Origin of the sequence: Corynebacterium sp. HMSC064E08, from assembly GCF_001811805.1 — a bacterium.
Lineage (GTDB): Bacteria > Actinomycetota > Actinomycetes > Mycobacteriales > Mycobacteriaceae > Corynebacterium > Corynebacterium jeikeium_D.
The window spans coordinates 126442-141421 of the sequence record NZ_KV806702.1; the positions used below are offsets into that span (position 1 = coordinate 126442).

At 58.6% G+C, this 14980-nt stretch carries 10 protein-coding genes; 5 read left to right on the forward strand and 5 right to left on the reverse strand.

All coding sequences use genetic code 11. The features are described 5' to 3' along the window. Window position 1: 1 nt before the first annotated feature. From ilvD to HMPREF2820_RS09145, 3 genes are all read right to left on the reverse strand, one after another. A complete protein-coding gene (gene ilvD, locus HMPREF2820_RS09135) occupies window positions 2-1846 on the reverse strand; it encodes a dihydroxy-acid dehydratase (RefSeq protein WP_070429318.1) in 1845 nt (614 codons plus the stop codon). Window positions 1847-1980: 134 nt separating this feature from the next. Further along, window positions 1981-2499 carry a PH domain-containing protein gene (locus HMPREF2820_RS09140; protein ID WP_070603758.1) on the reverse strand — a complete coding sequence of 173 codons (519 nt, stop codon included), beginning with the start codon at window positions 2497-2499 and terminating at the stop codon, window positions 1981-1983. Window positions 2500-2556: 57 nt separating this feature from the next. Beyond that, window positions 2557-4212, reverse strand: coding sequence for a mechanosensitive ion channel family protein (locus HMPREF2820_RS09145; RefSeq protein ID WP_070603848.1), 1656 nt, complete (start codon window positions 4210-4212; stop codon window positions 2557-2559). Window positions 4213-4572: 360 nt separating this feature from the next. Here HMPREF2820_RS09145 and HMPREF2820_RS09150 point away from each other — a divergent pair, with 360 nt between their 5' ends. The 5 genes from HMPREF2820_RS09150 (at window position 4573) to serA (ending at window position 11931) form a co-directional block, all read left to right on the forward strand. After that, on the forward strand, window positions 4573-6483 hold the full coding sequence (locus tag HMPREF2820_RS09150) for an acetolactate synthase large subunit (protein WP_070603759.1): 1911 nt from the start codon (window positions 4573-4575) through the stop codon (window positions 6481-6483). A 34-nt stretch (window positions 6484-6517) separates the two neighbouring features. Continuing rightward, a complete protein-coding gene (ilvN, locus tag HMPREF2820_RS09155) occupies window positions 6518-7021 on the forward strand; it encodes an acetolactate synthase small subunit (protein WP_048735338.1) in 504 nt (167 codons plus the stop codon). Window positions 7022-7074: 53 nt separating this feature from the next. Further along, a complete protein-coding gene (gene ilvC / locus HMPREF2820_RS09160; RefSeq protein WP_038628558.1) occupies window positions 7075-8091 on the forward strand; it encodes a ketol-acid reductoisomerase in 1017 nt (338 codons plus the stop codon). 281 nt (window positions 8092-8372) lie between these two features. Beyond that, the gene (locus HMPREF2820_RS09165; RefSeq protein WP_049172104.1) at window positions 8373-10097 is read left to right on the forward strand and encodes a hypothetical protein; all 1725 of its coding nucleotides are present in this window, start codon (window positions 8373-8375) and stop codon (window positions 10095-10097) included. A 238-nt stretch (window positions 10098-10335) separates the two neighbouring features. Continuing rightward, window positions 10336-11931, forward strand: coding sequence for a phosphoglycerate dehydrogenase (gene serA, locus HMPREF2820_RS09170; protein ID WP_016422498.1), 1596 nt, complete (start codon window positions 10336-10338; stop codon window positions 11929-11931). A gap of 122 nt (window positions 11932-12053) precedes the next feature. On the opposite strand, the gene HMPREF2820_RS09175 is transcribed toward serA, so the two are convergent. Together HMPREF2820_RS09175 and HMPREF2820_RS09180 are read right to left on the reverse strand one after the other, a co-directional pair. Then, complete coding sequence (locus HMPREF2820_RS09175) at window positions 12054-13556, reverse strand: acetyl-CoA hydrolase/transferase family protein (protein WP_048735346.1); 1503 nt, start codon at window positions 13554-13556, stop codon at window positions 12054-12056. Between the two features lie 151 nt (window positions 13557-13707). Continuing rightward, the gene (locus HMPREF2820_RS09180; protein WP_070603762.1) at window positions 13708-14784 is read right to left on the reverse strand and encodes a GTP-binding protein; all 1077 of its coding nucleotides are present in this window, start codon (window positions 14782-14784) and stop codon (window positions 13708-13710) included. Window positions 14785-14980: the final 196 nt, after the last annotated feature.

Genomic DNA, 14980 nt, shown 5'->3' on the forward strand with positions numbered 1-14980 from the left:
GCTAGTCGACAATGCGGATCGCGCCCTTATCCGCACTGGACGCCATCTTGGCGTATGCGCGCAGCGCCTTGGAGACCTTGCGCGGACGCGGCTTGTGCGGAGTAAATGGCTTATCGCGCTTGAGCTCCTCATCGCGACGAGCGGCCAGCTCCTCGTCGGACACCTGAATCTCAAGGCGTCGTTCAGCGACATCGATGTACACCGGGTCGCCGTTGCGGACGAGACCGATTGCGCCGCCGGCAGCGGCCTCCGGGGAAACGTGGCCGATAGACAGTCCGGAGGAACCCCCGGAGAAGCGACCATCGGTGACCAGTGCACAGACCTTACCCAGGCCAGCGCCCTTGATGAATGCGGTCGGGTGCAGCATCTCCTGCATGCCCGGGCCGCCGGAAGGACCCTCGTAGATGACAAAGAGAACTTCGCCCGGCTGCAAGGTGCGGTTCAAGATGACCGAGACAGCCTCTTCCTGGCTTTCTACGACGCGAGCGGTGCCCTCGAAGTGGAACTGATCCTCGCCGATACCGGCGGTCTTCAGGATAGCGCCGTCCTCGGCGATGTTGCCGCGCAGGACACACAGACCGCCTTCCTTCGTGTAGGCGTGGTCGAAGTCGCGGATGCAGCCATTTTCGGAGTCCGTATCCAGGCTCTCCCAGCGGTTGGATGTGGAGAACGGCTCGGTGGTGCGCACGCCGCCAGGGGCTGCGTGGAACAGTTCAATCGCTTCGTCAGTGGCCTTGCCGCCGCGGATATCCCAGTTGTCCAGGTGCTCCTCCAGAGATGGGGAGTGAACGGAGCGGACATTCATTTGCAGCAGGCCCGCGCGGCGCAGTTCGCCGAGGATGGCTGGAATACCACCGGCGCGGTGGACGTCCTCCATGTAGTAGTCCGAGTTCGGTGCCACCTTGGACAGACAAGGCACGCGGCGGGAAATCGCGTCGATGTCGGAGAGGTCGAAGTCGATCTCGCCCTCCTGGGCGGCAGCGAGAATATGCAGCACCGTGTTGGTGGAACCGCCCATGGCAACGTCGAGCGTCATTGCGTTGACAAACGCGTCGCGGTTGGCGATGTTGCGCGGCAGCACGGACTCGTCACCATCGTGGTAGTAGCTCTTCGCCAGGTCCACAATCAGTTCACCGGCGCGCGTGAACAAATCGCGACGCGCCTGCTGAGTTGCCAGGGTAGAACCGTTACCCGGCAGGGACAGGCCGAGGGCCTCGGTCAGGCAGTTCATCGAGTTTGCAGTGAACATGCCCGAGCACGATCCGCAGGTCGGGCATGCCGAGCGCTCGATGTCGAGCAGGTTCTTGTCATCGACCTTGTCGTTCGCGGATGCAGAAATAGCCGAGACGAGGTCAGAGCCGGGCTTGACGACGCCATCGATAACAATCGACGATCCCGATTCCATCGGCCCGCCGGAAACGAAGACCACCGGGATATTCAGACGCAGAGCCGCATTGAGCATGCCCGGCGTGATCTTGTCACAGTTGGAAATACAGACCAATGCGTCAGCGGTGTGAGCGTTGACCATGTACTCGACAGAGTCAGCAATAATCTCACGGGACGGCAGCGAGTAGAGCATGCCGTCGTGGCCCATCGCAATTCCGTCGTCGACAGCAATGGTGTTGAACTCACGGGGGACGCCACCGGCTGCGGTTACAGCTTCTGCGACGATGTCGCCAACGTCCTTCAGGTGCACGTGACCGGGAACGAACTGAGTGTAAGAGTTGGCAATTGCGATAATCGGCTTGCCGAAGTCGTTATCGGTCATGCCAGTTGCGCGCCATAGCGAACGCGCACCTGCAGCATTACGGCCGGCAGTGGTGACTTTAGAGCGAAGGGGAATCATGGGGGCTGCCCTTCCTAGATAGGGTGCAAGGTAATTAATTATCCATATTAATCACAAAAAGCCCCTAATGTCTCATTTCGTGGTCACTGGTGTCCGCATAATGAGATTTAGGGGCTTTGTGGACTGCTTATATGTTACTCGGCAGAGGCGTCACCTTTAGCCTTGGCATCAGCCTCAACCTCACTGACCTTCTTCATTACGGAGTGGCCATCGCGGTCGAAAACCTCGACCTTGTCATTTTCCGCCATACGAGCCGAAGCGATCGGATCTGGAATCAGACCGCCAGTGGCTTCCTTCAACTCCGGCAGCGAATTAAAAGAGATGGCCGGCAGGGCGATGCGCTCATCTGACTTGGTTACCGCAAAGGCGCGGCCGCCCTTGTTGAAGAAGATGCCCGCAAAATCGCCCCAGGGCACCGAACGGCGCTTGGACAATAGGTACACCGCAGTGATGCCGCGTGGCCCTACGGTGGTGCGTACTCGGAAAATCCAAAGCGTATAAATCAACGGTGCCAGGAAGGTAATGGCCAGCCACGGGGCAAAACCGGTGGCAATTACACACAGCACGAGCATGAACGCAACGATGAACAGATGCGTCTTCTGTGGGCGAAATCGCTGCGTCGCAATTTTTAGCTGTGGAGTCGAGTCAGTCATGGCCTTTGATTGTAGCGGGTAGTTCGGATTGGTTAATGCGCGGTAGGCAGTTGCGCGTTATTGCGCCCCGGCCGAGTTTGGTTCTGCGTTGTTAGTGGAGTCTGTCGACTGTGATCCGCCAGTGTTCTCGTTGTCGGTGTTGCTCTGGGTAGAGTCTGGCTCGGTGGAGGTGGCGGTCGAAGGTGCGCGGTTCTGCGTGCTCTGAGGCTGCTGTGAAGTCTTGGACGGCTGATTCTGTGATGTCTGAGTCTGCTGTGAAGTCTCGGTGGGCTGCACACTCTGTGTGGTACTAGTCGGCTGGTTCGATGATTGCGGAGCTGATGACTCTTCCGAGTCCTCTTCCTGTGTCGTTACCCGATCGCTCCACCTGCTCGGTGCTAGCCATCCGGATGGGCCGCCCTCGGTCTCGACCGTCATGAGATTCAAAACGCCGAGGACAATTAGGGTTGCCAAGAGCATGATTGTCGAAACGCGAGCACGTCCACCGGCAGAGAGGAATCGCCGGATCTTCTGGCGCGTCGTGAGCGTCTTCCAGTCAGGGTGGCTAACCAGCTTGCGGATGGCATTGTTGCTTCCGCTGTCCTCTTGCTCGCGTCGAGCATCATCGAGGTCAGCACCCGCATGCGGCAGGTCGGATCGCTCGTTCCCGTCTTGCTTATCGACGGTCTGAGTTTCCATCAGTTTGGTTTCTGCGGTATCCGGCTGGGCAGTAGTGTCCGCTACCGCTTCGACAACTTCGGTTGGAGCGCTGTCGCCGTCGTCAAGCTGTTGTTTTTTCTCTTGCTTAGCATCGGCCTGCCTGAGCTGTTCGATCATCGTGTCATCGCGGACATGACCGGTGATTTCTTCGGCGGGAGCAAACGGGGTCTGTTGGGCGCGCTCGCCGTAGTCATCCCACCAAGTGTCGATGACTGCGGCGCGGATGGCGCGCTCGATGAGCCATTGGTCGCCCGGTTTGCAGTCGACAATCAAGCGCATAGTGACGGTCCACGGCAGTCCCATAACCGTTGGCGGATTGAGTTCTGTGGAGGACTGCAATTTGATCTCAGAGAGAACTGCGTCCTTGACGGAGTCCAGTGCGATTGCACGCTTGGCGGCGGCGACAGTGCGCTCTTCCAGGTCCTTAATGGAGCCACCGGCGGTCATCGGTACGGGAACTTCAACAACAGCACGGGACCACTGCGAGGAGTAGTTGATACACATGCGTGCCTCGGAGTTCGGCACGATAATTTCCTCGCCGTTGAGGGTGCGGATGGTGGTGGCGCGCAATGTCATATTGACCACGTCACCCTGCACGGTGCCCGAAGGGGCATGGAACTCAACCCAGTCGCCAATGCCGTACTGCTTCTCGGCGATGATGAACAATCCGCCAAGGAAGTCGGCGATGACTCCCTGTGCGCCAAAACCAACAGCGGCGGAAACAACCGTCGCGGGGATAGCGGCAGCGGTCAGTGAGATTCCGAATTTCGACAGAATCGCGATGATTAAGACGAAGTATGCAATGACTTCGACGATGTAAACCACAGCGCCAATCAGTGCGCGCCGTCCCTTGGACTGCTCCTCTGAAGAGGAGATGTTTCCGTCCGCAATTGCCAGAACGAAACGTCGGATGCGGGGAACAAGAATTAGCAGAATGGCCAGACATGCGATGGCAAGGCCGTTATTGGCCACCCATTGCCATGTCCGTAACAACATGTATTGCAAGAATTCCATGCCATCCACCGTAGGTCGTTCGCCTTAATATGCGCTGAGTTTAAAGGTAAAGAATTATGCATAAAGACGAGCTTTGGACTTGGGGCTTGCGGGGCTTGGGCGTGTAGGGCTCGGGTGTGCAGGCTTGGGTGTCCCCGGGGTCGTGGTCGGAGAGTTTCTGGGTAGAGTGATTCCCAAAGTTGGGGCGGGGTTCTCGTTGGAATCGGGTGGGTGCTCGGGGTGTGATACGGATGGCGTGTCCAATTGACGGGATTGACTTCTCACTATGTGGACGTTAGGGTTGTAGCCAACGCCACATTCGTAGCTTCTTAGCGGGAATGTGAGTTGAGTAGTTGCCCACCATGATCCAGGAGCGAAATCGTGAACGCGCACGAGCAGCACACCCCATCGCCCGCCCAATTCGCGGCCAAGGCGCGTACCAGCGCCCCCGAGCGAATTTCTGGTGCAAAAGCCATTGTCCGATCCCTTGAAGAGCTCGGCGTCGAGGTAGCCTTCGGTATTCCCGGTGGTGCAGTGCTTCCGCTCTACGATCCGATTTATGACTCGGAGAAGCTTCGCCACGTCCTGGTGCGCCACGAGCAGGGAGCTGGCCACGCTGCCACTGGTTACGCGCAGGTTTCCGGCAAGGTTGGTGTCTGTATCGCGACTTCCGGCCCGGGTGCTACTAACCTGGTGACCCCGCTCGCGGATGCTCAGATGGACTCCGTTCCGGTTGTCGCTATCACTGGTCAGGTCGGTCGCCCGCTGCTGGGTACTGACGCTTTCCAGGAGGCTGACATCCGCGGTGTGACCATGCCGATTACGAAGCACAACTTCATGGTCACCGAAGCTGAGGACATCCCGCGCGCGCTCGCTGAGGCATTCCACCTGGCTTCTTCTGGTCGTCCAGGTCCGGTTCTGGTCGATGTCCCGAAGGACCTCCAGAACACGATGATCGACTTCACCTGGCCACCGGAGATCAACCTGCCGGGTTACCGTCCGGTGACAACCCCGCACCAGCGACAGATCGACGAAGCCGCTGAGATGATTGCTGCGGCAAAGCGTCCGGTGCTCTACATCGGTGGTGGCGTCATTAAGGCCGATGCTTCCAAGGAGCTGGTCGAGTTCGCCGAGCAGACTGGGGTTCCGGTCGTGACCACGCTGATGGCTCGCGGCGCATTCCCGGACTCGCACCCGCTGCACATGGGTATGCCGGGCATGCACGGCAAGGTGTCAGCCGTCGCTGCTCTGCAGAAGTCCGACCTGCTCATCACTATTGGCGCGCGTTTCGACGACCGTGTTACCGGTGATCTGAATTCCTTCGCGCCGAACGCGAAGGTAATCCACGCCGACATTGACCCGGCAGAGATTGGCAAGCTCCGCGAAGTTGATGTTCCCATCGTCGGCGATGCCCGCGAGGTCCTTGCCGCACTTAGCGAGTCCTACACCAAGCTCGGTCTTAGTCGCCCGCAGATTGCCGACTGGCTGAAGCTTCTCGACGGTCTCCGCGACGAGTTCCCCCTCGGGTGGGAAGAGCCCGCTGATGGTGCAATCGCTCCGCAGTTTGTAATTCAGACTCTGTCCGACATCGTTGGTCCAGAGGCCATCTATGCCGCTGGCGTCGGCCAGCACCAGATGTGGGCAGCGCAGTTCGTCCAGTACGAGAACCCGCGCACCTGGCTTAACTCCGGTGGTGCCGGCACGATGGGCTACTCAATCCCGGCTGCGATGGGTGCCAAGGCGGCTGCTCCAGAAAAGGAAGTCTGGGCCATCGACGGTGATGGTTGCTTCCAGATGACCAATCAAGAGCTGACCACCTGTGCAATGGAAGGTTTTCCCATCAAGGTTGCCTTGATTAACAACGGTAATCTGGGCATGGTTCGTCAGTGGCAGACGCTGTTCTACGATCAGCGCTACTCCAACACCAAGCTGCGCCCGGAGGACAACTCCTACCTGCCGGACTTCGTCCAGCTCTCCGAGGGGCTTGGCTGCGTGGCGATCCGCGTGACCAAGAAGGAAGATGTCGCGGCGGCGATTAAGAAGGCACGCGAGATTAATGACCGACCGGTGGTTATTGACTTCATTGTCGGTGAGGATGCTCAGGTGTGGCCGATGGTGGCAGCTGGCAAGTCCAATGATGAGGTCGAATACGCCCGCGGTCTGCGCCCGCTGTTCAACGATGAGAATTCAGCAGCTGAGGCCCCGGCTGACATCCACGGCACTGTTGTGGACAACTCCGAGGACGCCGCGAAGCAGCCCGACGCTAACCACCCGTCCATGAAGACCCGCTAATCGGGATCCGAAGCAACAGGAAGTGAGTCCCAAAATGGCTGAACTGCACACTCTATCCGTGTTGACCCTCGATGAGCCGGGTATTCTGGTCCGCATTGCGGGCATGTTCACCCGCCGAGGTTTCAGCATCCAGTCGATTACCTCGGGTGAAACTGAGACCGAGGGAGTCAACCGCATCACCGTCGTGGTTGAGACGGAGACGCTGCCGATCGAACAGATTACTAAGCAGCTGAACAAGCTGGTGCCCGTGCTGAAAGTGGTCCGCCAGCCCCCAGAGACCATGGTGTCGCGCGGACTGCTGATGGTGAAGGTTTCCTGCGACAACACCAATCGTCCGCAGGTAGTCGATGCCGCCAATCTCTTCCGTGCCCGTGTGGTGGACGTTTCTCAAGAGTCTGTCATCATTGAGGCGACGGGTGAGCGCTCGAAGCTTGTAGCCCTGCTGGAGGTCCTCGAGCCGTTTGGTATCCGTGAGCTCATTCAGTCCGGTACCGTCGCAATGGCACGTGGGCCGAAGCCGATGCTCCAGGCCCGCTAACAACTAAACGCTAAGATTTTTAACGAATCCGATTCGAAAAGAGGCTAACTTTAATGGCTATTGAACTGCTGTACGACGACGATGCTGATCTGTCCATCATCCAGGGACGTAAGGTTGCCATCCTGGGCTACGGTTCCCAGGGCCACGCTCACGCTCAGAACCTGCGCGAGTCCGGTGTCGAGGTTGTTATCGGTCTGCGTGAAGGCTCCAAGTCCGCTGTGAAGGCTCAGGAAGCTGGCTTCGAGGTTAAGTCCAACGCAGATGCCGCTGCATGGGCAGACGTCATTATGGTGCTGGTTCCGGACACCACCCAGGCAAAGGTTTACAGCGAGGACATCGAGCCGAACCTGAAGGACGGCGACGCGCTGTTCTTCGGCCACGGTCTGAACATCCACTTCGACCTCATCAAGCCGGCTGACAACATCACCGTCGGTATGGTTGCTCCGAAGGGCCCGGGTCACCTGGTTCGTCGTCAGTTCGTCGATGGCAAGGGCGTTCCGTGCCTGATTGCCGTTGACCAGGACCCGAAGGGCGAGGGCCGCGACCTGGCTCTGTCCTACGCTGCAGCTATCGGTGGCGCCCGCGCTGGCGTTATCCCGACCACCTTCGAGGCAGAGACTGTGACCGACCTCTTCGGTGAGCAGGCTGTTCTCTGTGGTGGCACCGAGGAACTGGTCAAGGTCGGTTTCGAGGTTCTGGTTGAAGCTGGCTACGAGCCGGAGATGGCATACTTCGAGTGCCTGCACGAGCTGAAGCTGATTGTTGACCTGATGTTCGAGGGCGGTATTGCCAACATGAACTACTCGGTCTCCGACACCGCTGAGTTCGGTGGCTACCTGTCTGGCCCGCGCGTTATTACCGCTGATACCAAGCAGCACATGCGCGAGATTCTGTCTGACATTCAGGACGGCACCTTCACCAAGCGCCTGATTGCCAACGTCGAGGGCGGCAACAAGGAGCTCGAGGACCTGCGCGCTTCCTACAACAACCACCAGATTGAAGAGGTCGGCTCCAAGCTGCGCGACCTGATGAGCTGGGTTAAGGTCGACGCTCGCGCTGAGACTGCCTAAGTTTGTTGCTTAAGCGAATCCCCCGCTTGTTCGCGAAGTAGGGCTTCATCACTGAGCTTCACCGCCGTGATGAGGCCCTTTTCGTATCTCTCTCACTAGTATTCTTTCACTGAACCGTGTGGGGTAGACGTGTGGGATAAACGTCTGAGCCAAAAGCAACTACTGCCAAACGGGTGTAGCCCCAGTCCTATCCGGGGTTCTAATCTGGGTTGAAAGGTCTCCCTCAACAAAGACGTTCGATAGTCTAATCGTTGAAATCAAATCATTTCACGGAGGTAAATGTGCGAGTATCCGCAATGACGCGGCGCGTGACGGCAACCGTTGCCCTGACGGTCAGCCTGGCGTTGGGGTCAAGCGCCTTGGTCGCGTGTGGAAATTCCGACAGCGCTGTTTCCACGAAGAAGGTGGACGCTGAATCGACGGTGCTTAGCGACGACATCGCAGCGTCGGAAAGCCTGATCGACAGTTCGGAAGCGGTTGTCGTTTCCTCGGCTGGCTCTGCTGAGCAGCGTAGGGCGGCAGGCATCGCGGTTGCTGCTGGTCTGCCGATGCTAGTGGCTGGTTCTGCCGAAGATGCGGAAGATGACACTACTGCCAAGAGCCCGAAGAAGGATGCTCGTGGCCGTGATACCGGCGCCGATATCGCCGATGTGGAAAAAGAGATTGACCGCCTGGGCGCAAAGACAGTCCTTACTGTGGGGGCAGTTGACCTGACTGGGGAAGAGGGCCGTCAGATCATTGCGGATCCGGGTACGACCGATGGCCTTAAGGAGCTCGTCGGTACCGAGTTTAAGGTTCTCAAGGAGACGGAGTCGAAGCCGACTCGCGCTGTCGTTGAGATGGATCCGGAGAAGCCAACTGTCGTCGAGGGCGATGCAACGAAGGATGGGGCAGCCAACCAGGAGGCTCAGGATCGCGCCAGCGATGGGCAGGACGACAAGGGACAGGAGAGCGTCACCCTGCCGAAGGGATCTCCGAAGGAGGTCAAGGACACATTGGCACTGGCCGCACCGGGTACCGGTTTGGCCTCCATTGCTACGGCCCGTGCCGCTGGCCTGAAGGTCAGTTGGTTGCCGGTGGGCGACGCGCGTGCTACCTCTGAGTCGATTTCCGCTGCTCGCGACGGCGAGTCCCTGATTGCTCTGGGTAAGGTTTTCGGCGATAAGGACAAGTTTGATCAGTCCATCGAGCTTGCCAAAGATGACAAGGTTAAGGAGCTGCCAGGTGGAGGCACACTGCTGTTCCCCGGTCGTCATCTGATTGCAACGTATGGTCACCCAGGTGTCGCTCCATTGGGCGTGATGGGCGAGGATGATCCGGAGGATGCCGTCGCACGTGCGAAGGACTACGTCAAGCAGTACGAGAAGTTCGCCGATGACCCGGTACTGCCGGCCTTCGAGATTATCGCTTCGGTCGCGCAGGCTGACCCGGGTCCACGCGGTGACTACTCCGAGCCAGCTCCGGTTGAGACTCTGAAGCCGTACGTCGAGGCCATGACCAAGGCCGGCGGCTACGTCATCATCGACCTGCAGCCGGGTAGTGCGGACTTCCTGGACCAGGCCAAGTTCTACGAAGAACTGCTGAAGATGCCAAACGTCGGTCTGGCGCTGGACCCGGAGTGGAAGATGGAACCGGGGCAGGTTCCGGCGACCCAGGTTGGTCACGTTAAGGCTGAAGAAGTCAACCGCGTTGCTGATTGGCTGGCTGAGCTGACTCGTAAGAACAACCTTCCGCAGAAGATGCTGATGCTGCACCAGTTCCAGCTACAGATGATTCGCGACCGCGAGACGCTGGATCTGTCGCACCCGGAGCTCGCATTCGTTCTGCATGCCGACGGCCATGGCACCGCGCAGGAGAAGTTTGAGACCTGGAACGTCATGCTGCAGGATTTGCAGCCGGAGATTTTCGAAGCGTGGAAGAACTTCATCGACGAGGATCAGCCGATGTTTACTCCTGAGGAGACCATGAACATCGAGCCGCGTCCGTGGTTGGTTACGTACCAGTAGGTTATAGACCAGCAGAAATAAAAATATAACGCGAAATATTTGCCGACTTGAATGTCGGGGGCAACGGCGCTTACTCCCTAAACAAAGGGTAGTAAGCGCCGTTTTGCTTAGGTAAGTCCCCCCGTGTCTCACCCCCAGAGTTTATGATGAGACGTAATGCGCGTGCACGCTTTAGTAGTTTTCTTAAGTGACACCGCACATACTGCATAAACTTTTCGAGACAAACCAGGAGATGCTTGTGAGCCAGAACGCTCGCCCCGTTGTCCTCATCGCCGACAAGCTGGCACAGTCCACTGTGGACGCATTGGGGGATTCCGTTGAGGTCCGTTGGGTAGATGGCCCGAACCGCGCTGAGCTCCTGGCTGCGGTTGGTGATGCTGACGCACTTCTCGTCCGCTCCGCTACCACCGTGGATCAGGAAGTCCTCGAGGCTGCTCCGAATCTGAAGATTGTCGGTCGCGCCGGCGTTGGCCTGGATAACGTCGACATCGATACCGCTACCAAGCGCGGCGTCATGGTTGTCAACGCTCCGACCTCTAATATTCACTCTGCATGTGAGCACGCAATCGCACTGCTGCTGGCCACCGCTCGCCAGCTGCCGGCTGCGGACGCGTCCCTGCGTGAGGGGGAGTGGAAGCGCTCTTCCTTCAAGGGTGTCGAAATCTTCGGCAAGACCGTCGGTATCGTCGGTTTCGGTCACATCGGCCAGCTGTTTGCGCAGCGTCTCGCTGCTTTCGAGACCAACATCATTGCGTACGATCCGTACGCGAACCCGGCCCGTGCTGCTCAGCTCGGTGTTGAGCTGGTTGAGCTGGAAGACCTGATGGCTCGCGCTGATTTCGTGACCATCCACCTGCCGAAGACCAAGGAAACCGCTGGCATGTTCGATGCTGAGCTCCTGGGCAAGGCCAAGAAGGGCCAGATCATCATCAACGCTGCCCGCGGCGGTCTCGTCGACGAGCAGGCGCTTGCCGACGCGATCAAGGCAGGCAACATCCGCGGTGCTGGCTTCGACGTGTACGCGACCGAGCCGTGCACGGATTCCCCGCTGTTTGGTCTGCCGGAAACTGTTTGTGCTCCGCACCTGGGTGCCTCCACCGTTGAGGCGCAGGACCGTGCAGGTACCGATGTCGCTAAGTCCGTACTGCTGGCCCTGGCTGGCGAGTTCGTCCCGGATGCAGTCAACGTTTCCGGTGGCGCTGTCGGAGAAGAGGTGGCCCTGTGGCTCGAGCTGGCTCGTGAGCTGGGGCTGGTTGCTGGTGGTTTGCTCGAGGGTGCTCCGGCCGCTGTTGAGGTTACCGCTCGCGGTGAGCTGCACACTGAGGACGTTAACGTTCTGGGGATGGCAGCAATCCGTGGACTGTTCTCTCTCATGGTGGAAGAACCGGTCACTTTCGTCAACGCTCCGCGTATCGCAGAAGAGCGCGGTGTGACCTTCACTGTCGAGACCGAGCCGGAATCCGTCTCCCACCGCTCCGTTCTCGAGGTCAAGGTCATCGGTGCTGATGGCTCCACCGCTACCGTCGTTGGTGCTCTCACTGGCCTGAACCGCGTCGAGAAGATTGTCCGTATCAATGGCCGCGGCATCGACATGCGCGCTCAGGGCCGTAACCTCTTCCTGCTGTACAAGGACGTTCCGGGCGCTCTGGGTCGCGTTGCTACCACCCTGGGTGAGTCCGGTATCAACATCGAGGCTGCTGCTCTGTCTCCGCAGGAAGCAGATCAGACTGCCATCCTGGTGCTGCGCGTTTCCAAGGAGGTTCCGGAGGAGCTCGTCGGAAAGATTACCGAGGAGATCTCCGCTACCCACGCTCTGCAGCTCGAGCTGGACTAGTTCTGAGCGCCTAGGCGTTTTAGAGCTAGTCTCTAGCGCAGCTTCTACTGCATGAAAAAATCCCCTCCGCATGGAGGGGATTTTTGTTTCCCAGCTGATCTATGCAGCCGTAGCCCTACTGCCTAGCCCTTCATCGAGCCCTTCTCAATCATGTTGACGTGGAAGTCGAAGGCAGTACGCAGGTCGTGCGGGGTAGACATGCCCGGAGCGGTCTTCAGCGCGCGCTCGTAGTACTCCTCCAACAGTGGCTGGTACTCCGGGTGTGCAACGGAAATCATCTTCGCCACGCGGTCACGCGGTGCCAGGCCACGCAGGTCAGCGAATCCACGCTCGGTGATGATGACCATGGCGTCGTGCTCGGTGTGGTCAATGTGCGAAGCGAACGGAACGATAGTCGAAATCGCACCGTCCTTCGCCAGCGACGGCGAGATGAACGAGGAAACGAAGGCGTTACGGGTGAAGTCACCGGAACCACCGATGCCGTTCATCATGCGGCTGCCGTTGATGTGGGTGGAGTTGACGTTGCCGTAGATGTCGGCCTCAATCATGCCGTTGGTGGCGATTAGGCCGACGCGACGGACAACCTCCGGGTGGTTAGAAATCTGCTGCGGGCGCAGAATGATGTTCTCGCGGTAGCGAGCAGCCTCGTTGTTCATACGCTCGGCCGCTTCCGGAGACAGGGAGAAGGAGGTAGCCGAAGCGACGGTCATCTTACCTGCGTCAATCAGGTCGATCATGCCGTCCTGAATAACCTCGGTGTAGGCCTTGATGTTCTCAAACTTGGAGTCCAACAGACCCGCCATCACGGCGTTCGGCACGTTACCGACGCCCGACTGCATGATGTACTGGTCGTAAGCCAGGCGACCCGCGCGAACTTCGCCCTCGAGGAAGTCGAGGAAGTGTCCGGCAATGGCCTTCGAAGTCTCATCCAACGGCTTGAACGGGGAGTTGCGGTCCGGCGCGTTGGTCTCGACAACTGCGACAACCTTGTCCAGGTTGATGTCGATGTAAGGGGTACCAATGCGGTCACCCGGAGCGTTGATCGGCACCGGCGTGCGGTTAGGCAGGTGCTGAATGCGGTAGATGTCGTGCATGCCCTCGAGTTCCTCGGACTGCCACGAGTTGACCTCAATGATGATCTTGTCAGCGTTGTCCATCCACTCGACGTTGTTGCCAACGCTTGACGACGGAACGAGGTGTCCATCTTCCGTAATACGAGTGACCTCAACAATTGCGGCGTCAATCGGCAGGAAGCCCTGCTCGATGTACAGCGCGGAGTGGGAGAGGTGGATGTCCTGGTACTTCGCCTTGCCGGAGTTGATGGACTTACGCAGTGCCGGATCGCCCTGGTACGGCATGCGGTAGCGGATGATGTCAGCTTCTGCCATCACGCCGTCACAGTCTGGGGCAGTGGAAGCGCCTGTGTAGATGTCGACAGCGAACTCTTCACCCTTGGCGTGAAGTTCCTTGCCACGGTTTGCCAGCGCAGTCGGCAGGGCCTTCGGGTAGCCAGCACCGGTGAAGCCAGAGATGCCGAGGGCATCACCATGATTGATAAACTGTGCAGCCTCGTCGGCGGTCATTACCTTGCCGCGCAAACCGGCATGTGCGATGCGATCAGACATGTCATCTCCTAGATAGACTGTTCGACTTTAGTTTTGTCGCCTAACCTAGCATGCGCTAACAGTGTGTTGCCACACCCGCAGGTTGAGAAGTGATTTATGACACTCTGATCGCTTCAGCGGGTCGTTTATCGGCGCTCTTCCAGGGGCTTTGTTACAGCAATTCCCGCACTTCTTCGTCGGTCAGCATCGCGTCCTCGAATGCCTGCAGTGTGGCCTCTGGGTTAAATTTCACACCGATGAGTACGACCTCATTGGATGGTGGGACATCGGTCTGCGCCCACATGACGGCAGGGGTGATTTTCAGGTTCGGCCCCGCCTGACTCCACACGTGGGCGACTTCGAGGCGGTCGGAAATCCAGCAGTGCCCCTTGGATCGTACGAGCCCCTTTGTGCCGCGGAGAGCCTTAATCAGTCGTTCGCGGTCGAAGGGGCGGTTGCCTCGGAAAACAACCGAAGAAATGCCGTATTCTTCAGTCTCCGGCGTGTGGGGATTCGCAAGTTCTTCTGCATATCCGTGGAAAGTGGCCGCGGTACCTTCGTCGTAAAGCGATGCGTCGAGAATGACAGAGGTGGCGATTTCGCCGTTAGTCACGCGGACGATGCGTGCGCGGGGGTTCATGGCGCGGATTGTTTCCTCGGTGCCGCCGGTGAGCTTTTCGCCGGCGAGGTCGGATTTGGTGATGAGGATGAGATCGGCGAATTCCACCTGGTCGACAAGGAGGTCAGCGACCGTGCGTTCGTCGTCAGGCAGTGCGCGTCCCTGGCGGAGACTGTCGAGGAATGTAGAGGCGTCGACGAGCGTGACCATCGTGTCGATGGGGGCGATGTCGGCGAGGCGACGGCCATCGTCGAATTCCCACTCGAAGGTAGCGGCGACTGGCATGGGCTCGGAGATGCCGGTGGATTCGATGACGATGTGTTCGAATTTGCCGCTGCGCGCGAGCTTGCCGACGTTTTCCACGAGGTCATCTCGCAGCGTGCAGCAGATGCAGCCGTTAGACATTTCGATGAAACGGTCCTCGCCGCGCTCGAGATATGTGCCCTGCTCGATGAGGGCGGCATCGACGTTGACTTCCGAGAAGTCGTTGACGATGACCGCGATTTTGCGCCCCTGTGAGTTTGCCAGGAGGTTGTTGAGGAGGGTGGTCTTGCCGGCGCCCAGGAATCCGGACAGGACGGTGACGGGAGTGGTCTGGGTGGTGCTATCAGAAAATTCGGTAGAAGTCACCCGACAAGATTAGCGTACTGAAAATGATTATCAATAACTAGTGCATGAATTGGGCTATGTGAGGGGTTGTAAATGTGTCGCATGGCTGATTGTCGACTGGTTGTGACGTAGGGCATAAAACGGTGTTGTAGTCGGCTTTAGTGGCGTATGGAATGTGCCTAAAATGGGGGCGCTTTCGGGCATCTGAATGAAAGGC